This is a genomic window from Kribbella sp. NPDC003505, from assembly GCF_040610875.1.
GTDB lineage: Bacteria > Actinomycetota > Actinomycetes > Propionibacteriales > Kribbellaceae > Kribbella.
In genome coordinates this window covers 121,233-145,242 of the sequence record NZ_JBEXNA010000001.1, presented here as the reverse complement: position 1 = coordinate 145,242, position 24,010 = coordinate 121,233, and the positions used below count along the sequence as shown (strand labels likewise).

22 protein-coding genes and 1 riboswitch are annotated in these 24,010 nt (G+C 70.1%); of the genes, 4 read left to right on the top strand and 18 right to left on the bottom strand.

Annotated elements, in window-relative coordinates; genetic code table 11:
- Positions 1–48 precede the first annotated feature (48 nt).
- From ABZX12_RS00630 to ABZX12_RS00585, 10 genes are all read right to left on the bottom strand, one after another.
- Positions 49–1,224, bottom strand: coding sequence for an ROK family transcriptional regulator (locus ABZX12_RS00630; RefSeq protein WP_355688527.1), 1,176 nt, complete (start codon positions 1,222–1,224; stop codon positions 49–51).
- A gap of 80 nt (positions 1,225–1,304) precedes the next feature.
- Positions 1,305–2,087: an adenosylcobinamide-GDP ribazoletransferase gene (gene cobS / locus ABZX12_RS00625; protein WP_355688526.1), complete on the bottom strand. Its 783-nt coding sequence runs from the start codon at positions 2,085–2,087 to the stop codon at positions 1,305–1,307.
- Positions 2,084–2,611: a bifunctional adenosylcobinamide kinase/adenosylcobinamide-phosphate guanylyltransferase gene (locus tag ABZX12_RS00620; protein WP_355688524.1), complete on the bottom strand. Its 528-nt coding sequence runs from the start codon at positions 2,609–2,611 to the stop codon at positions 2,084–2,086. The genes cobS and ABZX12_RS00620 overlap by 4 nt, the downstream gene beginning before the upstream one ends.
- Entirely contained in the window at positions 2,604–3,413 is an 810-nt protein-coding gene (locus ABZX12_RS00615) for an ECF transporter S component (RefSeq protein WP_355688522.1), read from the bottom strand. The genes ABZX12_RS00620 and ABZX12_RS00615 overlap by 8 nt, the downstream gene beginning before the upstream one ends.
- Positions 3,410–5,020 carry an ATP-binding cassette domain-containing protein gene (locus ABZX12_RS00610; RefSeq protein ID WP_355688520.1) on the bottom strand — a complete coding sequence of 537 codons (1,611 nt, stop codon included), beginning with the start codon at positions 5,018–5,020 and terminating at the stop codon, positions 3,410–3,412. The genes ABZX12_RS00615 and ABZX12_RS00610 overlap by 4 nt, the downstream gene beginning before the upstream one ends.
- Positions 5,017–6,102, bottom strand: a complete 1,086-nt coding sequence (locus ABZX12_RS00605; RefSeq protein WP_355688519.1) for an energy-coupling factor transporter transmembrane component T — start codon at positions 6,100–6,102, stop codon at positions 5,017–5,019. Before ABZX12_RS00605 ends, ABZX12_RS00610 begins: the two co-directional genes overlap by 4 nt.
- A 1-nt stretch (position 6,103) precedes the next feature.
- The gene (locus ABZX12_RS00600; RefSeq protein ID WP_355688517.1) at positions 6,104–6,820 is read right to left on the bottom strand and encodes an SCO2322 family protein; all 717 of its coding nucleotides are present in this window, start codon (positions 6,818–6,820) and stop codon (positions 6,104–6,106) included.
- A 114-nt stretch (positions 6,821–6,934) separates the two neighbouring features.
- Positions 6,935–7,015: riboswitch (cobalamin riboswitch) on the bottom strand.
- A 42-nt stretch (positions 7,016–7,057) separates the two neighbouring features.
- Entirely contained in the window at positions 7,058–7,267 is a 210-nt protein-coding gene (locus tag ABZX12_RS00595; RefSeq protein ID WP_167214214.1) for a hypothetical protein, read from the bottom strand.
- Positions 7,264–8,274: an aldo/keto reductase family protein gene (locus ABZX12_RS00590; protein WP_355688516.1), complete on the bottom strand. Its 1,011-nt coding sequence runs from the start codon at positions 8,272–8,274 to the stop codon at positions 7,264–7,266. Before ABZX12_RS00590 ends, ABZX12_RS00595 begins: the two co-directional genes overlap by 4 nt.
- Positions 8,275–8,334: 60 nt before the next feature.
- A complete protein-coding gene (locus tag ABZX12_RS00585; RefSeq protein WP_355688514.1) occupies positions 8,335–8,922 on the bottom strand; it encodes a DUF3043 domain-containing protein in 588 nt (195 codons plus the stop codon).
- Between the two features lie 167 nt (positions 8,923–9,089).
- Between ABZX12_RS00585 and ABZX12_RS00580 the strand changes: the two genes are divergently transcribed.
- The 4 genes from ABZX12_RS00580 (at position 9,090) to ABZX12_RS00565 (ending at position 12,552) form a co-directional block, all read left to right on the top strand.
- Entirely contained in the window at positions 9,090–9,899 is an 810-nt protein-coding gene (locus ABZX12_RS00580; protein ID WP_355688512.1) for a PspA/IM30 family protein, read from the top strand.
- Positions 9,896–10,171: a hypothetical protein gene (locus ABZX12_RS00575; RefSeq protein ID WP_355484288.1), complete on the top strand. Its 276-nt coding sequence runs from the start codon at positions 9,896–9,898 to the stop codon at positions 10,169–10,171. Before ABZX12_RS00580 ends, ABZX12_RS00575 begins: the two co-directional genes overlap by 4 nt.
- 238 nt (positions 10,172–10,409) lie before the next feature.
- Positions 10,410–11,936, top strand: a complete 1,527-nt coding sequence (locus ABZX12_RS00570; RefSeq protein WP_355688510.1) for a sugar transferase — start codon at positions 10,410–10,412, stop codon at positions 11,934–11,936.
- Positions 11,937–11,982: 46 nt separating this feature from the next.
- Positions 11,983–12,552 carry a sigma-70 family RNA polymerase sigma factor gene (locus tag ABZX12_RS00565; protein WP_355688509.1) on the top strand — a complete coding sequence of 190 codons (570 nt, stop codon included), beginning with the start codon at positions 11,983–11,985 and terminating at the stop codon, positions 12,550–12,552.
- A 42-nt stretch (positions 12,553–12,594) separates the two neighbouring features.
- Here the strand turns inward: ABZX12_RS00565 and ABZX12_RS00560 are convergent, their stop codons facing one another.
- The 8 genes from ABZX12_RS00560 to ABZX12_RS00525 form a co-directional block, all read right to left on the bottom strand.
- The gene (locus ABZX12_RS00560) at positions 12,595–12,951 is read right to left on the bottom strand and encodes a hypothetical protein (protein ID WP_355688507.1); all 357 of its coding nucleotides are present in this window, start codon (positions 12,949–12,951) and stop codon (positions 12,595–12,597) included.
- 5 nt (positions 12,952–12,956) lie between these two features.
- On the bottom strand, positions 12,957–14,531 hold the full coding sequence (locus tag ABZX12_RS00555) for a right-handed parallel beta-helix repeat-containing protein (RefSeq protein ID WP_355688506.1): 1,575 nt from the start codon (positions 14,529–14,531) through the stop codon (positions 12,957–12,959).
- A gap of 11 nt (positions 14,532–14,542) precedes the next feature.
- Positions 14,543–15,754, bottom strand: a complete 1,212-nt coding sequence (locus ABZX12_RS00550) for a glycosyltransferase (protein ID WP_355688505.1) — start codon at positions 15,752–15,754, stop codon at positions 14,543–14,545.
- A complete protein-coding gene (locus ABZX12_RS00545) occupies positions 15,751–16,986 on the bottom strand; it encodes a hypothetical protein (RefSeq protein WP_355688503.1) in 1,236 nt (411 codons plus the stop codon). The genes ABZX12_RS00550 and ABZX12_RS00545 overlap by 4 nt, the downstream gene beginning before the upstream one ends.
- Positions 16,983–18,614, bottom strand: coding sequence for a hypothetical protein (locus ABZX12_RS00540; RefSeq protein ID WP_355688501.1), 1,632 nt, complete (start codon positions 18,612–18,614; stop codon positions 16,983–16,985). The genes ABZX12_RS00545 and ABZX12_RS00540 overlap by 4 nt, the downstream gene beginning before the upstream one ends.
- Complete coding sequence (locus tag ABZX12_RS00535) at positions 18,611–19,828, bottom strand: Wzz/FepE/Etk N-terminal domain-containing protein (RefSeq protein ID WP_355688500.1); 1,218 nt, start codon at positions 19,826–19,828, stop codon at positions 18,611–18,613. The genes ABZX12_RS00540 and ABZX12_RS00535 overlap by 4 nt, the downstream gene beginning before the upstream one ends.
- 80 nt (positions 19,829–19,908) lie before the next feature.
- Entirely contained in the window at positions 19,909–21,840 is a 1,932-nt protein-coding gene (locus ABZX12_RS00530) for an alginate lyase family protein (protein WP_355688499.1), read from the bottom strand.
- Positions 21,837–23,993, bottom strand: a complete 2,157-nt coding sequence (locus ABZX12_RS00525) for a bi-domain-containing oxidoreductase (RefSeq protein WP_355688497.1) — start codon at positions 23,991–23,993, stop codon at positions 21,837–21,839. Before ABZX12_RS00525 ends, ABZX12_RS00530 begins: the two co-directional genes overlap by 4 nt.
- Positions 23,994–24,010 lie beyond the last annotated feature (17 nt).

The following is a 24,010-nucleotide window of genomic DNA, read 5'->3' as shown; positions in this document are numbered from 1 at the left end:
GCCTGCCCGAAGTCAAGCTCTCCGGCGTCTTGGCGTCAAGACTTGAATTCAAGAAATGGAGATATTGGGAAGACTCAGCATCGACGCGCGGTGGATCGCGCCGACGATGTCGGCCTCGTCGCCGAGCTCGGCGGGCCGCAGGTCGACGGTCGCCGCGGCACTCGGGATCGCGCACCGGTCCAGGGCCTCGCGGAGCGGGCCGAGGATCAGGTCGCCGGCCTCGGCCATCAGGCCGCCGACCACGATCGTCTCCGGGTTCAGCAGGTTCACGACGCCCGCGACGGCGACGCCGACGCGCCGGCCGGCGTCCTCGATCACCCGGCGGCAGCCCAGGTCGCCGCCGAGCGCCCGGGTCACGATGTCCTTCAGCCGCAGCGGTCCATGCGACGCGGCCAGGCTGGTGATCAGCGCCCGGGAGCCGACGAACGTGTCCAGGCAGCCGCGGTTGCCGCAGCGGCAGATCGGCCCGTTCTCGTCGATCGTGACGTGCCCGATCTCGCCCGCCGTACCGGCCGAGCCGCGGAACACGTCGCCGTTGATCACGATGCCCGCGCCGACGCCGTACGAGAACTTCAGGTAGCAGCCGTTGCGGACCCCGCGCAGCGCGCCGGCGTGGAGTTCGCCGAGTGCGGCGAGGTTCGCGGTGTTGTCGAGTGCGACCGGCGCGCGCAGGTAGCCGGACATCGCCTCGGTCACGTTGACGCCGCGCCAGCCGGGAAGTACTGCGTCCGAGCCCGCCTCGCCGCTGATCGCGTCGACGGGCATCGGTAGCCCGAATCCGATCGCGGAGATGTCCTCGACGCCGGAGCTGACGGTTTCGGCCAGGTCCGCGAGGAGGCGGGCGGCGCGTTCCATCCCTTCGTCGGCGACGTGGTCGGCCTGCAGCGGCATCAGTTGCTGGGCGAGGATCTCGCGGGAGCCGTTCGCGACCGCGACGCGGACGTCACGCTCGCCGAACGCGACCCCGGCCAGCAGTCCGCCGCCGGACGCCAGTGAGACCAGGACCGCGCGGCGGCCGTTGCGGATGCTGCGGGACAGGCCGACCATGCCGGCCTGGTCCAGCTCGCGGACCATGTTCGAGACGGTGGCGGCGGAGAGTCCGGAGACGGCCGCGATCTCGACCTGGGTGAGCGGGCCGTGCTGGCGGACCACGCCGAGAACGCGCGCACGGTTGGCTTCGCGCAGCGAAGCCTGCGAGCCCGGGGCCGGGCGGGTTGCGTTCATTACATAAAGATAACGGATCGCGGTGCACTCACGAGCGCGACAGTAGACCACCGTGGCGGCCGTGCGAGGGAGGGGAGCGCTCACACGGTCAGGGCGAGTGTCACCAGGGCCACCGGGAGGGCCAGCTCGACGGTCGCGCCGAGGACGTCGCCGGTGGTTCCGCCGAGGGCCCGGCGGGCTCGACGGCTCGTGAGCAGGCTGGTCGCGACGGCGAGCAGGACCGCGGCCGCGGCGCCGATCGAGCGCTCTGCACCGGAGGTCGTGAGCCAGCTGAGGGCGAGGCCTGCGGCCAGTACGACGGCTGTGGCCAACGCGGCTGTGATCGGGCGGACCGTGGCGGCGACCATGCTTCCCAGTCCGTCCCGGCGGGCCGCGGGGATGGATGTCAGGCAGGCCCAAGGGAGCGTGAGGCGGCTCGCGGTGGTCGCGATCAGGATCGCCTGCCAGCCGAAGCCGGCCTGCGCACAGGCGGTCAGCGCGGCGACGTCGAGCAGCAGGACGGCGACGACGGCGACCACACCGAACGGGCCGATGTCGCTCTGCTTCATGATCCGCAGCATCGTCTCGCGATCCCGTCGGCTGCCGAGCGCGTCGGCGAAGTCGGCGAGCCCGTCGAGATGCAGGCCACCCGACAGTCCTGCGACGACGAGGACCCCGAGCACGGCCGCGAGCAGGTCCGCGTCCGGATTGACCAGTTGCGTCAGCACCACGACCGCGGCTGCGATCCCACCGACCAGCGCCCCGACCATCGGGGCGAGCGCCATCGCCCGCCCGCCCACCGTCCGATCCACCCGCGAGGGCAGACCGGCGGGCAGCACGCTGAGCGTGCCGAGCGACAGCCGCGCCGCGTCGGCCCAGCTCATGTCAGCGGGAGGGTTCGGCCGGCGATGGTCCAGAGGACCTGGTCCGAGGCCAGCGAAACCGTGGTGTTGAGGCGGCCCATGAGGTCGCGGAACAGGCGCGTGCCGGCGTCCGCGGGGACGATGCCGGAGCCCACGTCATTGCTGACGGCAACTACGTGGCGCGGGGTGGCGGACCAGGCCTCGGCGAGCACGGCGATGTGGGTTTCGACGTCGCCCGCACGCGACAGGTCGGACCACACGTCAAGCCTGTCCATCGTGCGCGACAGCCACAGCGTCAGGCAGTCGATCAGCAGCGGCGGCCCGGCCGACTCGAGCAGCGGGACCAGATCGATCGTCTCGGCCAGGCCCCACGTCGCGGGCCGGCGGGCCCGGTGCCTGGCGACCCGCTCGGCCCACTCGGAACTCCCCGAGTCGTCTCCGCCGGTGGCGACGTACACGACGTCCGGTACGTCGGCCAGCAGCCGCTCCGCGGCGATCGACTTGCCCGAGCGGGCGCCGCCGAGAACGAGGATCCGGTCAGCCATGCGTCCTCCCGGACTCGAAAACCACCGGCGCCTCGAAGGCCGCCTTGCGGGCGGTACGCCGGAACGCGTTCAGCATCGGCCGCCCGAGTGTCAGGACCAGCGCCGCGGACAGGATGCCGCGCGGGATGTCCCATCCGAGCGACGTCGCCACCACGAACAGGAAGTACCGGTGCAGGTTCGCCGCGAGCTGATCGCCGGGGACGAACGAGAAGTCGCTGCCGAACGTCGCGTACGGCCAGAACCACAGGTTCATGATGACGCCGTACAGCACGCCCGAGACCAGCGAGTACGCCGCCAGCAGCAGCACCTCGAGCCGCCCGCCGACCCGCGGCAGCAGCCCGGCCAGGCAGCCGACCCAGGCGCACGCGAACATCTGGAACGGCATCCACGGCCCGACCCCGCCGCTGATCATCGCCCCGCCGAGCAGCGACACCGCCCCGAGCACGAACCCGAACCCGGCCCCGAAGGCCCGGCCCGCCAGCACCAGCAGGAAGAACCCGGGCTCCAGCCCCGCGGTCCCCGGTCCCAGCGCCCGCAGCGCCGCGCCGATCGCGGCGAGCATGCCGAGCAGTGAGATCACCTTCGCGTCGATGCCCGCCTCGGACAGCTCGGCGAGCACGACGGCGACCAGCAACGGCAGCAGCAACACGAACAGCCAGGGTGCGTCTGTTGTGTGGCCGATCGCCGACTCGCCCGCCTGTGAGGTCCGGAAGAACAACGGCCACGCGAACGCCAGCACGCCGACCGCCGACGCGATCAGCAACATGACCGTGCTCCGCGGCCTGAGCAGGATCAGCTTCACGATGCGCGGTCCAGCGCGTCGGCGACCTCGCCGACCGTCAGGAACGGCAGCGGCGCCAGGATCTTCGCGACCTGCGGAGCGAACGCCGGTGACCCGGCGATCACCTCGGCGGTGCGGCCGTCGCTGACCAGTTCGCCGTCGGCGAGCACCATGACCCGCGTCGCGACCTCGGCCACCATTTCCACGTCGTGCGTCGACAGCACCACCGCGTGTCCAGCAGCTGACAGCTCCCGCAAGATCGCGACCAGTCGGCGTTTGGCGCCGTAGTCGAGCCCGCGCGTCGGCTCGTCCAGCAGCAGCAAGGGCGGCGCCCCGCACAGTACGACGGCCAGCGCCAGACACAGCCGCTGTCCCTCGGACAAGTCGCGTGGGTGGGCTTCCAGCGGCACGTCCGGCGCCAGTCGTTCCAGGAGCGCGCGACAACTACCTGCGGGCACACTGAAGTCGGAGTCCGCGGTGGCGCACTCGTCCGCGACAGTAGCGGCGTACAGCAGATCTGCCGGCTCCTGCGGGACCAGTCCGACCGCCTTGACCAGGTCGCTCGGCTTGGTACGTCGCGGGTCTGCTCCGGATGCTGTCGCCGTACCTGACCGAGCCGGCAGGATGCCGACCAGTGCGTTGAGCAGGGTCGACTTGCCTGCGCCGTTGCGGCCCATCAGCGCGACGATCTCACCGGCCTTGATGCTCAGCGACACGCCACGCAGCGCGGTCACGGCGCCGTACCCGACGACAAGGTTGGTGCAGCGCGCCAGCTCCGCACCGAGTGCGGCTGCGGGACGCGCCGGTGCGGTGGAGCCCAGTTCGCTTCGCAGTACGACGGCGGCGCGCCGCGCGTCCCGTACCGACAGGGGGAGTGGTGACCATCCGGCCAGCCGTCCCAGCTCGACAACCGGCGGTGCGACGGGTGCGGTCACCATGCGCTCGGCCGGGAGCCCTGTCGACACAGCCGCCGCGCCACCAGGTACCTCGATCACGCGGTCGGCGTACTGGATCACGCGCTCCAACCGGTGCTCGGCCATCACCACCGTGACGCCCAGGTCGTGCACCAGCCGCTGCAGTGCGGCCAGCACCTCCTCGGCTGCCTGCGGGTCCAGCGCGGACGTGGGCTCGTCCAGCACCAGTACGGCGGGGTGTGAGGTCAGCGCTGCTCCGATAGCGGTCCGCTGTCGCTGGCCACCCGAGAGAGACGTCAGCGCCCGGTCCCGTACGTCGGCCAGCCCGAGTAGATCGAGCGTCTCCTCGACGCGCCGCCGCATCACGTCCGGCGCCACGCCGAGCGACTCCATGCTGTACGCGAGCTCGTCCTCGACCGTGTCGGTGACGAAGCCCGCCATCGGGTCCTGCCCGACCATCCCGACCACGTCCGCGAGATCGCGCGGCCGGTACTCGCGGGTGTCCCGCCCGTCGACGAGCACCCGCCCGGCCAGCGTTCCGCCGGTGAAGTGCGGCACCAGGCCGTTGATCGCCCGGAGCAGCGTGGACTTGCCGGAGCCGGTCCGCCCGATGACCAGCGCGAGCTCGCCCTCGGGCACGGTGAAGCTGACGTCGCGCAGGGCCGGTTCCCGCGCACCGTCGTACGTCATGGTCACGTGGTCGAACTCGATCATGCAGCCGCCTTCTTCAGGGGTGGTGCAGCCAGGGCGGGGACCAGTCCGACCAGTACGCCGACGACCGGCAGTACCGGTACCGGTGGGACGACCAACGGGCCGGCCAGCAACAGACCGTTCACGCCGCGGACCGCTGCGAGCACCATGGCTCCTGCCGCTGCCGCACCGGCCGTGACGACGAGCCACTCGGGCAGGGCCCAGGGATCAGGGCGGTACCGCGTTCGGGAGACCCGCTGCCGCCCGATCGCCATGGCGGCGACCGCCAGGAGCACACCGACCGCCAGTGCGCCCGCCGCGAACGGGAACGCCATGGAGTCGGTCAGCAACGCATACACACCGAGCAGGATCCCGAGCAGCCCCAGCAAGACGCACAGCGCTGTCAGTCGACGGTGGACCTTCGAAGCTTGCGCCGTACGACCGTAGCCGCGTGAGTCCATTGCGGCTGCCAGCTCGACCGATCGGTCCAACGCACCCTCCAGGACCGGCATGGCCGTCGTACGGAAGGAGGCGCGCGTGCGGCCGCGCAGCCGGCGTGCTGCGCGGACACGGCGGCCGTCGGTCACAAGTTGCGGCGCGAAGGTGAGTGCTACGACACAGGCGACGCCCATCTCGTAGAGGGCCCCCGGCAACGACTTCAGCAGCCGCCGCGGACTGGCCAGAGCGTTCGCGGCGCCGACGCAGCACAGCATGACGGCCAGTTGCGCACCGTCGTACAGAGCTGTCACCAGTGCCTCCGCCGTGACCTCACCGCCGAGCTTGACGCCCGCGGCCCAGTCGGGCAACGGGATCAGCGGCAGGGTGAACAGCACCGTGTTGCCCTGCGAGCGAGTCGACAGCAGCGCCTGCAGCACCACGCGAACGCCGATGACCAGCAGCCCCAGCTTCAGGAACGCGGTGAAGCTGTGCGCCCACGGTGCGTCGCTCCGGCGGGCCGCCACCACGAATCCGGTCACGGCGAGAATCAGGGCCAGCAGAACCGGGTTGCGGGTCCTGCTGGCCGCAACAGCCATGCACAGCGCCCACAACCACCAGGCCCCCGGGTGCAGTGCCCGGGGGAGTGTCAGGTGATGGACGGCGCGCACTCTACTTGGCCGCGGAACGACGGCGGTTGAGAACGAGCCCGCCACCGGCCAGCAGCGCGACCACGACGATCGCGATGACGATGCCGGTCCACGGCGTGCCGCTGTCTTCTTCGGACGAGGCGGCCGAAGACGGCTTGGCCGAGGACCCCACGCTTGCACCGATCTGCAGCGTGACCGGGGCGTCGGTGGCCGGGACGTTGATGTTCTTCACCTGGTCGCCGCAGCCCTTGGCCGGGTAGCCGGCGACGCCGCAGGTCAAACCCTTCTCGATCCGGACAGGGCCGACCGCCGCGAGGATCTTCGCGCCGTTCGACGCCGGGTCGGTCACCACGCAGGTGCCGGTGGCCTGCCCGGGCGTCTCCCCGGCGGCTGCGTCCTCCGGCGTCCCGGGGTCGACGACCACCGCGACGCGCTTCTTGCCGGTCTCGGCCGGGGTCTTCCCGCAGATCGCCTCGAAGTCGCCGGCGGCGCGCGGCACCCGGGGCTTGGCGCCGCCGAGCGCGAACCGCCAGCCTTCGACGGCCCCGTCGGCGGGGACGTAGGCGTCGGCGCCCTTCTGGGAGAAGGCCCACTGGCCGTTCGTCCACTGGTAGTAGCCCCAGAACCGGTAGCCGTCCTCGGCCTGGGCGGTGGTAGCCGTGACGGTCGCGACGGTCCCCGCCAGCAGGAAACCCGCCAGCAGGCTGAGGACCAGTCGTACGGTCCGATGTGCAGTCATTGTCGTTCCTCGGTCGGGCCGCAGCCCGGTGGAGGAGGTCCCGCCTGCACCGGCAGGGTAGGGGCTCCACCCGCGGACCACGGCGGGTAGTCGAGCCTGACCGCCTGCGTCACAGTGTTCCGGCTCGCCGCCCCATCGCCGATGCGATGCGGTGGCCTACGGTTGCGGGTCAGCGCCGGACTCGGACCGGCTTCCCTGTGACGCAGGCGTGTGGTTCGACCGAATCCTACTCTGCGGTCATTCGGCCGAGGACAGGCTCATCGGCCCGTAGACCTCACGGCCGTCCTCCAGCAGGTACACCTGGCCGACGCCGCGGTCCGCCAGGTCGCGCCAGACCTCACCCAGCCAGCTCTCGGCGTCGCCCTGGGCGGAGAACTCCGCGCCGCCGACCTCGCCCGGGTCGACCAGCGCGCCGCTCGCGGTCTCGAACCGCCAGCTCCAGCTCACGAGTTCGGCCGCTTCTGCGGGGCGTTCTGCGCGGTCTTCGCCGGGTCCTTCTCGACGATGTGGCCGAGCACCTCGTCGATACCCTTCAGCAGGCCCTCGTCCAGCGTGACGCCGGCGGCCTTGACGTTCTCGGTGACCTGCTCCGGCCGGGACGCGCCGATGATGGCCGAGGAGACGTTGCTGTTCTGCAGCACCCACGCGATCGCGAGCTGGGACAGCGACAGCCCCGCCTGCTCGGCGAGCGGCTTCAGCTCCTGGACCCGGGTCAGGACGTCGTCGGTGAGGAACCGCTTGATGAAGTTCGAGCCGTTGGCGTCGGTCGCCCGGGACCCCTCCGGCGGCTGCTGGCCGGGCAGGTACTTGCCGGTGAGCACGCCCTGCGCGATCGGCGAGAAGACCACCTGGCCGATGCCGAGCTCCTCCGACGCCGGCACCACCTCGGCCTCGATCACCCGCCAGAGCATGCTGTACTGCGGCTGGTTCGAGACGAACGGGATCCGCAGCTCGCGGGCCAGCCGGTGGCCCTCCTGGAGCTGCTCCGCGGTCCACTCCGACACGCCGATGTAGAGCGCCTTGCCCTGCCGAACGACGTCGGCGAACGCCTCCATCGTCTCCTCGAGCGGCGTCTCGGTGTCGAACCGGTGCGCCTGGTAGAGGTCGACGTAGTCGGTGCCGAGCCGCCGCAGCGAGCCGTTGATCGACTCGTGGATGTGCTTGCGGGACAGGCCGGTGTCGTTCGGTCCGCCGGGACCGGTCGGCCAGTACACCTTGGTGAAGATCTCCAGCGACTCGCGGCGCTCGCCGGCCAGCGCCTCGCCGAGCACCGACTCGGCCTTGGTGTTGGCGTAGGTGTCGGCGGTGTCGAACGTCGTGATGCCGGCGTCCAGGGCGGCCCGCACGCAGGCCTTCGCCTGCTCGTTCTCCACCTGTGAGCCGTGCGTCAGCCAGTTGCCGTACGAGATCTCGCTGACCTTGAGACCACTGTTGCCCAGATAGCGGAAGTCCATACCAGGAACCCTACTGTGCAGGATCTCAGGACGGGGCAAGATCCAAGGACGGGCCAGGGCTCAGGACGGCTTCTCGCCGCGCTTCACCATCGGCTTGGGCAGCCGCCAGCGGCGCATCTGCATGGTTCGCCGGACGGCGTAGAACCCGAGGCCCTTGGTGGACTCCTTCGGGAACTTGATCCCCACCTGCTTCTTCAGGCCCGACGTGAGCAGGAACCAGTCCGCCGCGATCAGCAGGATCATGAACAGGAACAGCAGGTTCACCATCCCGGCCAGCCACGGGAACTGCGGCGAGAACACCACGCCGATCAGCGACACCACCAGCAGCACCGGCAGCGCGAACTCCATCACCGAGTAGCGGGCGTCGACGTAGTCCCGGGCGAACCGCCGGACCGGGCCCTTGTCGGCGGCCGGCAGGTACCGGTCGTCGCCGGTCTGCATCGCCGCCTGCATCTTGGCGCGCTCGGTCCGCACCTTGTCCCGCCGGATCGCCGAGGCCTCCTTGCGGTTGCGCGGCTTCTTGAAGGCTGCCTTGCGGGCCGCCTCCGCCTCCTTGCGGCTCGGCGTCGGACGGCCCTTGCCGCCCGGCTTGCCCTGGGGCTCGGCGGGTACGGTGGTAGCTGTCTCAGACTTGGTACGACGGAACACGGGGTCAGAACCTCATTCGCAGGGCAAGGTCGCGACTCGGGGTGGTCCCCGGACCTTCCCACTACTTTATCCGGGCCCGTCCTGATGGTGTCGTGACCCGGTGGGACATAGGGTGGAAGGCACGCACGCCGGGTCGTCAGTCCGGCACAGAAGGGGTACGGATATCGATGAGCATCTTCAAGCGGATGTCGACGATCTTCAAGGCCAAGGCGAACTCCGCCCTGGACAAGGCCGAGGATCCTCGCGAAACCCTTGACTACTCGTATCAGAAGCAGCTCGAGCTGCTGCAGAAGGTGCGGCGTGGCGTGGCCGACGTGGCCACCAGCCGCAAGCGGGTGGAGCTGCAGGCGTCACAGCTGCAGTCCCAGTCGGCCAAGCTGCAGGAGCAGGCGCAGAAGGCGCTCTCGATGGGCCGCGAGGACCTGGCCCGCGAGGCCCTGACCCGCAAGTCCGGGCTGCAGGGGCAGATCGACGACCTGCAGACGCAGCACGCGCAGCTGCAGGGCGAGGAGGAGAAGCTGACGCTCGCCTCCCAGCGGCTGCAGGCCAAGGTCGAGTCCTTCCGGACCCGCAAGGAGACCATCAAGGCCACCTACACCGCGGCCGAGGCGCAGACCCGGATCAACGAGGCCTTCTCCGGCATCTCCGAGGAGATGAGCGACGTCGGCCTCGCGGTACAGCGCGCCGAGGACCGGACGCAGCAGATGCAGGCCCGGGCCGGTGCGATCGACGAGCTGCTCGCCTCCGGCGCGCTCGACGACGCCACCGGGACCAACAAGGACAACATCACGCTCGAGCTCGAGCGGATGTCGTCCGGCTCCGACGTCGAGAACGAGCTGGCCGCCATGAAGGCCCAGCTGTCCGGCGGCAGCAGCACGCCCAAGGAGCTCTCCGGTGAGGCGCAGCAGTCCGCCCCCCAGACCGCCCAGCAGCCGGCAGCCGAGCCGGCGCGACCTCAGGACGGAGATGTTCGGTGATCGTTCGGATCATGGGTGAAGGCCAGTGGCGACTGGCCGACGAGAAGCTCGATGCGCTCAACGCGGTCGACGGCGACCTGGAGAAGGCCGTGTCGTCCGGCGACGAGACGACGTACCAGGCCGCGTTCGCGGCGCTGCTGGACTTCGTCCGCTCCGGTGAGAAGGTGCCGGACGACGAGCTGCACGACTCCGACGCCATCCTGCCCCCGTCGGACAGCTCGCTGGCCGAGATGCGTGAGCTGATCAGCGGCGACGGTCTGATCGCCGGCTGACGTAGCACCCCCTGATCAGTGCCCCGACCCGGCGATTGATCACATCAAGTAGTCATTTGAGACCCCTGGGAACCCGGAAATTGGGAACCCGGGGGTCTCTGCTGTTGGTGCTTTTTATGTTCGCTTCCACGTAGTACTCTCTGGTGCACGCCGTTGTGGGGGCGGCGTCTGGACGAGGTCCGTGACGGGGTGTGGGTTGGTCACGGGTTTCGGTTTCACCTGTGGGGGGTGACTGTGCGTGACTGACTTTGTCATGTCCGAGGGGTTGGCCGAACCGGCTGACCTTCGGCCGGCGCCGTCGGGGGAACGTCGCCGGCCGGTCTGGGTGGTACCGGACGAGGTTCCGGCGGTCGTGCCGCGCGCGGCACGGTTCACCGAGGCGCGCTGGGTCGCGAAGTACCGGTGGGCGGCGCTCACCGGCGACCTGGGGGCCGCGCTGTTCGGTGTCTCGCTGGCCCTGGTGGTCCGGTTCGGGGCCCAGATCAACCTCGGCTATGTGCTGCTCGGCGCCGCGCTGCCGATCGCCTGGCTGGTCTGTGTGGCCCTGGAGCGGGGTTATGAGACCCGCTACTTCGGCACCGGGCCGGAGGAGTTCCGTTCGGTCATCCGGGCCGCCGTCGCGCTCACCGCGGTGGTCGCGGTCACGTCGTACGCGACGAAGAGTCAGGTCGCGCGCGGCTTCGTCGTGCTGGCGGTGCCGATGACCTGTTTCGCGGCGATGTTCGCCCGCTGGGTACTGCACCGGCAGATCTCCAAGCGGCGGTTCGCCGGCCGGTGCATGCGCAAGGTGCTCGTTGTCGGACGCAACGACCAGGTGACGACGCTGCGCCGGCACCTGGAGGAGCGCAAGACCGACGGGTACGTCGTGGTGGCGAGTTGCCTGCCCCGCGGCGACGCCTTCGAGGAGCCCGAGCCGGAGCGCCTCGGCCGCGGCGAGATGGACATCCTCAAGGCGGTCGACGAGTGGGACGTCGAGGTGGTCGCCGTGGCGGCCGACCCGGAGCTGTCCGGGCACTCGCTGCGCAAGCTGTCCTGGGCGCTCGAACAGCGCGGCGTGGAGCTGATCGTCTCGCCGGGCATCGTCGAGGTGGCCGGTCCGCGGATCTCGATCCGGCCGGTCGCGGGGTTGTCGCTGCTGCACCTGGAGCGGCCGTCGGTGAGCGGCGGGCCGCATGTCCTGAAGAACGTCTTCGACCGGGTGGTCGGCTGCTTCCTGCTGCTCGCGGTCGCTCCGATCCTGCTGGTGACCGCGGTGCTGGTGAAGCTCACCAGCCGCGGTCCGGTGCTGTTCCGGCAGACCCGGGTGGGCCGCGGCGGCGAGCAGTTCCAGATGCTGAAGTTCCGCACGATGGTGATCGACGCCGAGGAACGCAAGGCCGAACTGCACGCGCTGAACCAAGGCAACGGGGTCCTGTTCAAGCTCCGCGACGACCCGCGGGTGACCAGGATCGGCCGGTACCTGCGACGGTTCTCGATCGACGAACTGCCGCAGCTGGTGAACGTGCTCCGGGGGGACATGTCACTGGTCGGGCCGCGCCCGCCGCTGCCCGCCGAGGTCGCGCAGTACGCGATCGACGACGCGCGGCGGATGCTCGTCAAGCCGGGCCTGACCGGCCTGTGGCAGGTGAGCGGACGCAGTGACCTGACGTGGGAGGAGTCGATGCGGCTCGACCTGCGGTACGCCGACAACTGGTCGATCGCACTCGACCTGCTGATCCTGTGGAAAACCGCTCGCGCCGTGCTGGGGAGCGACGGCGCCTACTGAGCACCGACCGGTGCCGAGCGGTGTTTTGTTCCCGAGGGGGGAATCCGTGACTGTAGTACTGGAAAGGTCGGCCGTCGCCCGGTCCGACGCCGCGACCCTGGTGATCAGGGCCGCCGAGGGGGACCAGGGCGCGTGGAGTCAACTGGTCGATCACTATGCGCGGCTCGTCTGGGCCGTGACCCGCAGCTTCCGGTTGAGCGACAGCGACGCCGCTGACGTCTCGCAGATGGTGTGGCTGCGGTTGCTCGAACACATCAACCGGGTCGACCCCGAGCGGGTCGGCGCCTGGCTGGTCGTCACCACGCGCCGCGAATGCCTGCGGGTGCTGGCGTTCCGCAAGCGGGTGCTGCTGACCTACGAGGCGACCGCGTTCGACGACGTGGCCGGCGACCAGCCCGAACCGGACGCCGAGCTGCTCGCCGGCGAGCGCGCCGACGACGTCCGCCGAGCGCTCGAGAGCCTGCCGGACCGCTGGCAGCAGCTGCTCGGCATGCTGATGGCCGACCCGCCGGCGCCCTACGCCGAGATCTCCGCGACGATCGGCATCCCGATCGGCAGCATCGGCCCGATCCGGGGCCGGTGCCTGGAGAAGCTCAGACTGCTGCTTGCCTCCTGAAGCAGCACCGGACCGGTCCGGACCGACCGGGATCATGCCGTCTCACAGCATGATCCACGCGGTCCGGACCGGTCTTTGGTTGCCGCCCGGCCAGCGCAGCAGGAAGCTCACCAGCCGGGCGTCCCCCGGGCCGTCGCCGCCGCGGGCCTCGACCACGACCGGACCGGCCGGCAAGACCCGCAGCTCCACGGTCTCGGCGGCCCGTTCGACGTCCAGCGTCACGCCGTGCCCGGCGAAACGCAGCCGCCGGACGCCGACCTCGCCGGGCGTGTCCACGAGACTGTCGAAGACCAGGTCGAGCACGTCGAGATCCCGCTCGTGCCGTCCGAACGCGGCGTACCCGACCGACCGGAGCAGCGCGATCTGCTCGCCGGCGACTCGCTCCGGAGGCCCGATCATCGCCCTCAGCGCTCCCCGGTCACCTTGATCACGCTGTCCCGGTCCTGTCCGTACGGCGCGCCCTGCCAGGCCGCCCAGTTCACCGAGTTGCCCTGCTCGTGGACCATGAACTTCCACGGCCCGCTGTAGGTGTTGGAGAAGAACCGGTTGCCCTGGTGGAAGGTGATCGCGTCCTCGACGACCCGGGCCTTGTACGGCGACCAGTCCGGGAACGTGCCCCAGTTAGCGAAGATGCCGTTGTAACCGCAGCCGCTGCGGGACGCGCAGCTGTCGCCGAGCTTGTCCGGGTTCAGGGTGAACACGTTGTCGTGGACGCGGACGTTCTGGGTCTTCCAGCGGCAGTCGCCGAGGTACGGCTGGTTCTTGATGTTCGCGGCGTTGCAGGTTTCGTTGGTGACCACGGTGGGGTTCACCAACGTGCCGGAGCCGGTGCTGGTGTTGGCGGCGGACCCGGCGAACCGGTCGGCGTTCTCCCACAGGATCACGCCGGCCCAGTTGTCGGTGAACACGTTGCCGCTCACCTCGAAGGTCTGGTTGAACATCCCCGGCACCCGCTTGTCGGCGCCGGACTCGGACAGGTACAGCGCCGGCGCCGGGAAGCCGTCGTTGTCCGGTCCCTTGCCGAGACCGTTGCGCAGGAACGTGTTGCCCCGGATCGCGGCGTTGTAGCTGGTCTCGAAGATCATGCCCTCGGCGACGTTGTCGGCGATGTAGTTGCCCTCGACCGCGAACGCGGAGTTGTTGGTGTCGGCCCACATCCCGGGCCCGTTGTTGTCGTGCAGCCAGTTGCCGCGCACGATCGCGCCCGCCACCGACCAGAACTTGCCGCCGCCGGTGCAGCCGCAGCCGGGCCGCAGGGTCTCCCAGTTGTCGGTGTTGTTGGCGGTGATCTCGTTGCGCTCGATGACGATGCCGGCCACCCGCTGCGGGTGGTAGGCGTTGAAGCCGTACTGGCCGTTGTTCCGCAGGCAGTTGCCGCGGACGACGTTCTTGCTGCCGATCATCAGGCCGGCGCCGGCGTTCTTCTGGATCGTGTTCGCCTGGATCACCCAGCCGGAACCGGAGTCGTGGTTGACGACACCCTCGTCGTTGTTGCCGCGCGCGGACCCGAAGTTCTGGATGGTCAGGTTGCTGATCACGACCCGCTCGGCGGAGCCGGTGAACGCGTACTTGTTGCGGTTCGCCCCGTCCAGGATCGCGCCGGGCGCGCCGATGTAGCGGTTGCCGTCCTTCGGGATCACCTGGACGAAGGCGCCGTTGCTCAATCGGTGCCGCCCCGGCGCGAGCCAGAACGTCGTACCGGCCGGGTGCGCGGCGGTGAGGGTCTGCAGGTTCTGTTTGGTGCTCACCACGACGGCGCCGGCGGGCGGGGCGGCCGGGCCGGCCAGGGCCTTGGCGTTGCCGCAGATCCTGGCCGGAGGCGCGGTGGGCGCGGTGGCGGGTGCGACGGCGGGGGTGGAGGCGGAGCGGGGTTCGTCAGGGTTCCGCGAGGGGGAGCCGTCGGCGACGAGTGCGGCCACGGACAGCACACCGATGAACAGTGCGGCACCGCCGGCGAGGAGGTTGCGGCGCTTGGCCATGAGCGATCCTTCTACTTACCGTGCTGGTCGGCGTGCACGGGGTTCGCCACGGCGAACCGGTACACGTCGAGGAGTTGCGCGAGGTTGCGGTGCGGGTCGTGCTCGGTCTCGTACGTCGTGCGCGCCGCCCGGCCGAGCTCGACGTACCTGTCGGGGGCGGTGTCGACGTCGAGGAGCAGCTTCGCGAGCTCGTCCGGACGCCCCGGGTCGAACAACGCGCCGTCGGTCCCGTCGGTGACCAGCTCCGGGAACGAGCCATGAGAGGCGGCGAGCAGCGGTACGCCGACCGCCATCGCCTCCACGACCACGAGCCCGAACGTCTCTTCCCACTCCGACGGCAGCACGACCGCGCGGGATTCGCGGATCAGCGCGAAGACCTCGGGCTTGGTCATCAGTCCGCGCAGTTCGACCGAGGGCCGCTCGGCCGCCCACGCGGTGACCTCGTCGAGCATCGGGCCGCCGCCGGCGATCACCAGCCGCAGCGCGTCGTCACCGGCGATCTCGCGGTACGCGTCCCAGCCCTTCATGAGCAGTGGCGCGCCCTTGGCCCCGTCCAGCCGCCCGACGTACGTGACCTGGCGCCGGGGTGTCGCCGCGAGCGGACCGTTGTACGGGACGTAGTTGTAGCGGACGAAGCTGCGGTCCGGGTCGAAGTCCATACCGGCCAGCAGTCTGCGCTGCGACTCCGACACGAACAGGTACGCCGATACGAGGTTGCGCCACGTGCGTCGATGCGACCTGGTGTTGAGGACCGTGGTCGCGGTGGCGAGCTTGGAGCCGCGGTAGCAGCTGTGCTTTACGGCCGGGATCGGACTGCCGCCGGCACAGTCGTGGCAGACCGCGCCGTCGCGGTAGAAGTCGCCGCTCGCACACAGCAGCTTGTAGTTGTGCAGTGTGATGACCACGGGCACCTTGGCGTCGCGGCAGGCGTACAGCACCGACGGGCTGAGCACCGGAAACGTGTTGTGGACGTGTACGACGTCCGGCCGGAACTCACGCAGCGTCTCGGCCAAGTCGCGTTTGCTGGCCGGGTTCCACACCACCCGGGCCGGCAGGGTGGCCTTCTTCCAGGCCGGCCAGTCCTCGATCTCGTCGCTGTGCCGCTCGAAGACACGTACGTCGTGACCGAGCTCCGCGAGGGCTTCCTGCTCCTGGTCGACGACGCGGTTCTCGCCGCTCGGAGCGGTTGACCGGTACCTGTTGTGCACCAGCAGGATCTTCATCGCACACCCTCCTGCTCCGGCGGTCGTGAGTACACCAAGGTCGCTGCCAGCGTGAGCTCGAGCAGGTACGGCGACGCCTCGCTCAGACCGGTCTCGGTGAACGACGCGACCACGCAGTAAGCGACCAGGAAGAGTGCGAGCGCCCGTCGTGGGCCCTGCGGCGTGAACCACGCGCTGATGAAGACGAACAGCACCATCGCGATACAGAACGCCATACCGAGCAGGCCGACGTCGTAGTAGGTGCCGAGCCAGTTGCTGTCGATAGGCAGGCCGTTGAACGACTTGTTGGACAGGCCGAAGCCGAACAGCGTCTGCCACGTCGACCGCGGCTGCGCGATGATGGAGTCCCACACCGCGCGCCGTCCGGTCAGCGCGGCGACCTGGTCCGCGTCCTGGCCACGGGCCAGCCACGTGGTGACCACCGAACCCAGCGACAGCGCACCGACGGAGAAGACACCGATCGCGATCGCGAACGACTTACGGACCCGGGAGCGGTACGTGAACAGGCTCAGCCCCGCGACCACCGCGCCCGCGAGCAACGCGACCAAGGCTGTCCGCGTGTGGGTCAGCAGCAGGATCGGCACGCAGACGAGCACACTGGCCAGGGCGACATAGCGTTTGAGCAGTCCGGCCATCCACAGGACCGCGGTCAGTCCGATCGCCATGGCCGAGTAGTGACCCGCTTGCGTCGGCGGGATCGGCCACAGGATGCCGGCCAGCCGCTCGTCGGCCATAGCAGTCCCGGGTGCCACCAGCAGACCGACCGCGACGGAGCCGACGATGCACCACAGAACCATCAGATGCGTCCGCACCAGCAGCAGGTCCTTGCGGGTCCACCACGGCGACAGGAGCCACAGCACCGCGACGAACAGGAACAGCCGCGCGGACCGGTACATCGCACCGAGCAGGAACTCGGCGCGGAGGCTGGAGATGACCGCCTCGCTGACCAGGAGCGTGGCGAGGAAGATGTAGACGCTGGGCCGGACCCGGGCCGGCCGGTTGACGGTGAGGATCAGCAGCGCGCCGAGGAGCAGCGAGCCCTGGGCGATCAGCTTCCCGATCGGGCCGGGGATCGGCAGGATCAGCCGCGAGTCCGGGAAGAACGTCAGCACGTTCAGCACGAGCATTGCCCAGACCAGCTGGACCCGGCGCCGCCGGCGGCGTTCCGGCGCTACCGTCCGGAAGCCCGGTTTGGGCCCCAGCCGGCTCCGGACGGTGGCGACGGCGGTCATCGCGCGAACATCTCGAGGTCGACGGTCGTGGTGGACGCCTCCGCGTCCGTGACGCCGACGCCCTCGTCGGTGCGGTCGGCGTGCAGCACGACCGCGGTGTCGATCTCCAGCCCGGCCAGCCGCACCATCTCGCCGGTCGCGCGGACCTTGGCCGCACTGGACCGCCCGGCGGTCACCACGACCGCGGCCCGGGAGGCCCAGCCGGCGAGGTGATCGGCGCCGATCGCCGGAGACAGAACGGCCAGGGTCAGGACCAGGTCGGCGACGTCCCAGGCCGCGTCGAGCTGGACGTCACCCGAACCGCTCGGCCGGTTGTTCTCGCCGAGCCGCAGGTAGCAGCCGTCGGCCGGCAGACCGTCCGGGTCCGGCAGGTAGACGTCGATCCGCCGGCCGGCGTCGCTGAACCGCGACTCCCGGGTCCCGACCTCGTTCACCCCGAGCTTGCGGGCGAGCGCACCGGTGCCGGTCAGGTCGGCGACCAGCACGTGCTTGCCCTCGTCGGCGAGCGCGACCGCCAGCGACGCGACGGCCAGCGCACAGGCGGGTACGTCGTCGACACTGACCACTGCGAGCGCGGGGGTCGGCCGCTTCGACCAGATGATGCGCTGGCCGAGGTGCTGCGACAGCAGCCGGATCTCCGGATGCCGCGACTGCGACGACCGCAGCAGGCGGCGGAACGGCAGCCACGAGCGCGGCGGACGGCCCGTGCTGAGCCGCACGCGGGCGCCGAGCGCGTTCGAGATGTCCTGCCGCTTCCACAACCGGTCCGAGATCAGCGCCCGGATGATGACGAAGCCGAGCCCGACGAACAGGCCCGCGATCAGGCCGGTCCCGGCCTTGAGCGCCAGGGCCCGCTTCGCCGACACGATCACCGGCGAGGGCTCGTCGAGCATCCGGCTGGCGTTCATCTTCGACGCCCGGACGCTCTGGTCCAGCAGTTGCTGCTGGACGAAGCGGTACTTGTCCGCGGCGGCGTTCAGCTTGGCCATCTCCGGGCTGTTCGGGTTGTCCGGATCGTTCGGGTTGTCGCCCGCGGCAACCACTGCCTGCCGGGCCAGCGCCACCTCGTTCGACGCCGCGGTCAGGTCCTTCTTCAGCGGGGCCTCGTCCAGACCGAGCTGCTCGCGGCGGAAGATCAGGTAGGTCTGGCCGACCGTCGTGGCCAGCTTGGTCGCCTGCTCGTCGGTCGTCGCCGACGCCTTGATCTCCAGCACCCGGTCGGTGAGCTTGGTCGCGGAGTACTCGGCGAGCAGGTCGTCCGGCTTCTGGGGCAGCTGCAGCAGCGCGATCACCCGCTCGGCCACGGTGCGGCTGGTGGCCAGGCTGATCTCGGTCGCCATCGCCTTGACCGGGTCGTCGCCCTCGCGGGTGGTGATCAGCATCCGGGCCGCCGCCTGGTGCGGGGCCGGGAAGGCGAAGTACGTCGCCAGGCCGCCGGCGAAGCCGAGGATCGCCAGCGCCAGCCAGATCCGGGCATGCCGGACCACGGCGTCGCGCAGGAACCGCAACGTCACCAGGCTGTCCGGCGGGTACGCCGCCGAGCGGTCGTCGGCGAACAGCCCGTCGTTGTCGTCCATCCAGCCGGTGCTGATGCCGTTCTGCGACGCGGAGAACTGCTGGTTCGTCATCGGGTCCGCCTTGCCGTGCCGGTGAGAAGCGTGGGTAGCCGCGAACCGGTGCGGCGTTGCGCCTGCGCGACCCGGCCGATGGTGCGGTCGAACGGATCGGGATCGGTGACCACGAGGCCGTCGATGGCGCGGTCGTCGGCGACCGTGGCGACGGCCAGCCGGGCCAGTTCCTCGGCGGTCACGGTGCCCGCCGAGAGCGCGATGATCGTGCGGGTGGTCCGCTCGGTGCCGTCCAGGTGCGGCGCTTCGCGGTCGACCAGGACCAGGTGGATCTCCAGCGCGACCTCGCCGGACGGCTTGTCGTGGTGCTGGTCGATCACCAGCGAGCTGGAGATCCCGACGGTGCCGGCGAACGCGGCCAGCTGCGGACCGAGCGGGCGGGCCTTGTCGTCGTCCGCGAACGAGATCACGGTCAGCGAGACCTGCTGCCCGCCCTTCACGTCGAGTGCGAGGTTGTGCAGCACCTTGCGCAGTGCCCACGCGTCGACCGCGGTCGGCGTGTAGTGCTCGAGCAGGTTCGCCCAGTCGGACGGATCGGTCGCCCGGTACGACGACACGGAGGCGAGCACCGGAAGCCCGACGGCGTCGGAGATCTCGTCGCGCAGCCGGAGCCGGCGGTCGCCACGCTCCCGGGCCAGCACGATCACGGCTCCGGCGATCGCACCGAGCAGTGCGCCCAGACCGCCGTAGATACCGGTGTGGACGATCATGCTGCCGCCGTGCGCGTTGACGGCCTCTTCCAGGATCCGCGCACCGGTGCGCTTACCGAGGTCGCCGGGCAGCTTCTGGTCGGTCGTGATGAACACCAGGTAGACCTGTGCGACCGCGTTGGCCAGCCCGGTCGCCTGCTTGGCCGACGGGCCCTTCGCGTCGATCCGGATGACGTCCTCGGTGACGGCGGTCGCCTTGACGCGGGCCCGGGTGGCCTCGGTCGACAGCGTCGGCGTGACGTTCTGGCCGGCGCTCAGCAGTACTGGTCCGCTCTCGGCGATGTAGACCTGCGTCTCGATGCTCTGCGAGCCCGTGGTCGAGCCGGCGGCGGACGCCGGCGGCGGCGGCAGCACGATCAGTGCCGAGGCGTTGTACATCGGCGGCTGCAGGAAGGCGTAACCGATCCCGCCCAGCAGGCCGACCGCGGCCGCGGCAGCCACCAGCAGGCGATTGCGCCTGATGGCCCGCCACGATTTCTTAACGTCCAGCTGCTGTGCGCTCACAGGCCCCCTCCAAGCGAACGTCTAAGCCAACCTCTATCGGTACGGAGTAATAGAGGGGCGGACCGAGGCGCTGATACACCTCAGGTGCGGAAGCGGAAGATGGTGGTTGCGGGCGAGTCGGGGTTCGAGGTGCCGGTGCCGACCAGGGTGGTGCTTGGGACCTTGTGTCCGAAGCGCGGTGAGTACCAGCCCAGCAACGGACTGTCGTCGCCGCGGTGCGCTGTCCACGTCAGCCCGGCCGGTAGCTCGACGACAGCTGAGCCCGTGGACCATGTCAGCTGTCCGGTCTGCTCGTCGAACTCGATTTCAGGCCCCAGGTGCCATGCGATCCGTACGTCGGCGGGCGCGTCGAGGTGATCCTCCACGTGCAGCACGCCCTGCTCCAGTACGGCGGTACGCCGGTGCGTCACGGGCGCGTAGCCGTCGTGCTCGGCCTCCCAGGCATTCCCGGCGTACCGACGGAGTACGCCGGTCGCGCCGCGCAGCCAGAGGAACGGGCCGCCCCAGGTGGACTGCTCGGTGCCGGCTACCTCGACAGTGTTGTGGGCGATGGTCGAGCGGAAGTAGTCCCGCCACTCCGGCTCGCCGTGGTAGCAGTACGTGCCGGGGTCGGCGAGAACGTCGACGCCGTCGACGCGCAGCTCGAGGGAGAGGGCGTCGGAGTGGGCGTGCGCGGCGATGGTGAGAAAGCCGTGCGGACCGGTATCCGCGCGGCACCAGATCTCCGGGCCACTGTCCCGGCTGCGCAGAATGACCAGGCCGGCGTCGCGGAAGCAGTCCGGTCGTTCGGCCGGGCGGTCCGGCTGCTTCTTGCTGATCAACGAGCCGACGATGACGGATGTCGCCGTGGGCTCGCTGTCGGGCCACCAGGGTGCGCTGCCGACGACCGCAGCGCTCAGTGAGAGGTACGCCGACCAGTTGCCGGCATCTGGTGGGTCGAGGACCAGGACCATGCCCTCGTCGTCGTCACCTTGGCGTGGTGGGCGCAGGGTCGTATCGACGATCGCTGCAGCCACATCGACCGTGCGGGTCAGCAGCGCCCACGTCTGCGCGCTGAGCGGGTGCCCGGCGGCCTCTGCTTCTACCGCGGCGTACAGACCGAGCTCCGACACGAAACGGTGGTAGTCGGTGGCCAGCTCGCGGTTCACACCGGAGGGGAACGTGTTGGCGTCGAGTTCCTTCTCCAACAGGGCTGCCGCGTCCGCGCGCCAGCGGTCGCTCTTGCTGAACCAGGGGAACGCGCAGGCTCCGACGAGCTGTCCGGCCGCCTCGGCGATCACATGGTTGTTCGCCGACGAGCCGTGGCTTCGGAACGCGGCGAGGTAGCGCTGGTGCCAGTAGGTCTGCTGCAGTGCCTGCTCGTTGTGCTCGAACAGGTCGGTGACCTCGGGCCAGTCGTTCAGCAGCCGGCGGATCCACGTCCAGCTGATCAGCCGCAGGCCGATCTCGATACCGCTGGCCCAGTGAACGCCGGACAGGAACGGGTTGGAGCGCCACCAGTCGTTCAGGTGGTCGGCGACGCGTTCGGCGTACCGGTCGTCATGGGTCAGGTACCAGGCGGCGGCCAGCTGGGTCAGGTGATGGTGGCGGGACAGCTCCCACACCTGCTTGATGTTGCCGACCGCCTGCTCGTTGCGGTGGTTCAGCTTGAAGACGTACTTCGCCGGGTCGGACCGGCGGCCCGTGGTCGGGTCGCGGAACCAGTCCGGTGCGCGGAGGTCCGTGCGGTCGACACCGAGAACCTCGAGGTTCCCGGCCAGGATCGCGTCGGCCTGGGCGATCACCGCCTTGCGGGCCGCGTCGGGCACTCCGCGGGCCGTCTGCGGCGACAGCGTCGTCGGGAAGACCCGCTCGGTGCGGAGCGGGAGGTTCGGGTTTCCGTCCTGCCCGGGCCTGACCTGCTGGTAGGCCCAGGCAGAACGGCGTCCGGCATCGCGGGTGCGCCAGATGAGTTCGGTGGGGGACATCCGGCGGAGGCGGCGGACGTACCAGCCCAAGGGCTGGCGGCTCACAGTTTTTCCGGCCGGCCGCTGGCCAGGCTTCGGTCGACGGCGATCGTCGCGCGGGTGGTGGCGACCAGGGCGTCGAACGGGATGGGCATCGGGCCGCCGGACTTCACCGCGGCGACGAAGCGCTCGAGCTCGATCCGCTGGCCCTTGTCGGTGCTACGGGACTTGCGGACCGACGGTTTGCGCCCGGTCCACACCGACGCGCTCTGGAAGTTGTCGAACCGGGCGTTGCGGCCGCCGCCGGTGATGTCGATCGTCTCCTTCGGGAAACGCGCGGTGCCGCCGCCGACGTAGCTGATCGTGGCGACCGAGCCGTTCGCGAACCGGAGCGTGACGACGACGTCGCCGGTGTCCGGGCCGGGGACGGCGTACACCTCGGTCGGGAGGCTGTTCAGCCACCAGGTCAGGGTGTCGACGAAGTGGCCGCCCTCGCCCGCGAAGCGGCTGCCTTCCTTGCCGGCGTCGAGGTACCAGCTGGTGGAGTCGAGCTTGCCGGCGTTCACCAGGTAACGGAGCGAGAACGCGCCGCCGGGGTCGCCGAAACGGTCCTTCAGCTCCGTGAGCAGCGGGGCGAACCGGCGGTTGAAGCCGACCATCAGGCGGTCGTTGCCGGTGGCCTCCACCGTGGCGACGATCCGGTCGAGCTCCTCGTCGGTGAGCGCGAGCGGCTTCTCGACGAAGACCGCTTTGCCGGTTTCCAGGGCGCGGCAGGCTAGGTCGGCGTGGGAGCTGTGGCGGGTCACCACGAACACGGCGTCGAGGCTCTCGTCCGACAGTACTTCGTCGGCGTCGGTGGAGAGCGCTTCAAAGCCGAATCTGCGTTGGGCGTTGGCGGCTGACAGGGACTTGTTGGTGGCTACTCGGGCCAGCACCGCGTCTTGGTTCTTCTGCAGGTGCGGCAGCAGCATGCTCGATGCGTAGTTTCCGGCTCCGATGAAGCCGATCCGTACGGCGCCGGCAGAGGGCGCGACACTCCTGGAACTGGTCGTCGCGGCGGTTCCCGGGCCGGCGGTCGGCAGATCTTCCTTTGGGTATTCGAAGAGGAAACCCACGCCTGGGTACTCGCCTGTGCTCAACTTGGAGTAGACGTCGGTGGCGTCCGCGATCGGGAAGGTGTTGGCGATCAGGGACGCCACGTCGATCTGTTCGCGGGCGATCAGGTCGACGAAGCATTCGAGGTTGCGGCGTTCGGTCCAGCGGACGTAGCCGGCCGGGTAGTCGATGCCCTGCAGCTCGTAGCGGTCGTCGTACCTGCCCGGGCCGTACGAGCGGGAGAACCGGACGTCCAGCTCCTTGTCGTAGTAGGCGTTCCACGGCAGGTCCAGCTTGGTCTTGCCGATGTCGACGACGCGGGCGCGATCGCGGGCCAGGCGGGCCGCGGTCTCCACCGGGCCGTTCGAGTGACCGCCGGCGGCCAGCAGGATGTGGTCGGCGCCCAGGCCGTTCGAGGCCTCCAGCAGCGCGCGTTCGAGCGACGCCACTCCCGCCTCGTCGGGCGACGAGCAGTGCAACGCCCCGGCCTTCTCCGCCATCCGGCAGCGGTCCGCGACCGTGTCGATGCCGAACACCCGTACCCCGGCCGCGACCAGCAGCCGTACGACGAGCTGCCCGACGAGCCCGAGCCCGATCACCACCGCCGTGTCACCGAGCTGTACCTCGGCCTGCCGCACGCCCTGCATCGCGATCGCGCCGACGGTCGAGAACGCGGCCTGCTCGGCCGGCACCCCGTCCGGCACCGGAACGCAGAGGTTCACCGGCACCCAGTTGTACTCCGCGTGCAGCGCGTACTCGTTGCCGGCCGCGGCGACCAACTGGCCGACGCTGAACTCCTCGGCGCCGGCGCCCACCTCGACCACGACACCGCACAGCGAGTACCCGAGCGGCGTGTACGAGTCGAGCTTGTTCATGACCTTCTTGTAGGTGCTCATCACACCTTGCTGCGCAACGGTGTCCAGCACCTTGCGGACCTGGTCCGGCCGGGCCTTCGCCTTGCCGACCAGCGACAGCTTCGCCTCGCCGACCTTCATCAGCTCGGTGCCGGTGGAGATCAGCGAGTACAGCGAACGGACCAGCACCCCGCCCGGCGCACAGCCCGGCGGCGGTACGTCGAGAACCGCCAGCTCACCGGACTTGTAGTTCTGCGCAACCTGCTTCATATCCGTCCTTCGCGAAA

Coding starts and splice junctions, on each gene's coding strand:
- ABZX12_RS00550 (WP_355688505.1), bottom strand. CDS start 15,754: ATGAAGATCCTGCTGGTGCACAACAGGTACCGGTCAACCGCTCCGAGC.
- ABZX12_RS00620 (WP_355688524.1), bottom strand. CDS start 2,611: ATGGCTGACCGGATCCTCGTTCTCGGCGGCGCCCGCTCGGGCAAGTCG.
- ABZX12_RS00600 (WP_355688517.1), bottom strand. CDS start 6,820: ATGACTGCACATCGGACCGTACGACTGGTCCTCAGCCTGCTGGCGGGT.
- cobS (WP_355688526.1), bottom strand. CDS start 2,087: ATGAGCTGGGCCGACGCGGCGCGGCTGTCGCTCGGCACGCTCAGCGTG.
- ABZX12_RS00580 (WP_355688512.1), top strand. CDS start 9,090: ATGAGCATCTTCAAGCGGATGTCGACGATCTTCAAGGCCAAGGCGAAC.
- ABZX12_RS00590 (WP_355688516.1), bottom strand. CDS start 8,274: ATGGACTTCCGCTATCTGGGCAACAGTGGTCTCAAGGTCAGCGAGATC.
- ABZX12_RS00540 (WP_355688501.1), bottom strand. CDS start 18,614: ATGACGAACCAGCAGTTCTCCGCGTCGCAGAACGGCATCAGCACCGGC.
- ABZX12_RS00630 (WP_355688527.1), bottom strand. CDS start 1,224: ATGAACGCAACCCGCCCGGCCCCGGGCTCGCAGGCTTCGCTGCGCGAA.
- ABZX12_RS00545 (WP_355688503.1), bottom strand. CDS start 16,986: ATGACCGCCGTCGCCACCGTCCGGAGCCGGCTGGGGCCCAAACCGGGC.
- ABZX12_RS00555 (WP_355688506.1), bottom strand. CDS start 14,531: ATGGCCAAGCGCCGCAACCTCCTCGCCGGCGGTGCCGCACTGTTCATC.
- ABZX12_RS00560 (WP_355688507.1), bottom strand. CDS start 12,951: ATGATCGGGCCTCCGGAGCGAGTCGCCGGCGAGCAGATCGCGCTGCTC.
- ABZX12_RS00610 (WP_355688520.1), bottom strand. CDS start 5,020: ATGATCGAGTTCGACCACGTGACCATGACGTACGACGGTGCGCGGGAA.
- ABZX12_RS00525 (WP_355688497.1), bottom strand. CDS start 23,993: ATGAAGCAGGTTGCGCAGAACTACAAGTCCGGTGAGCTGGCGGTTCTC.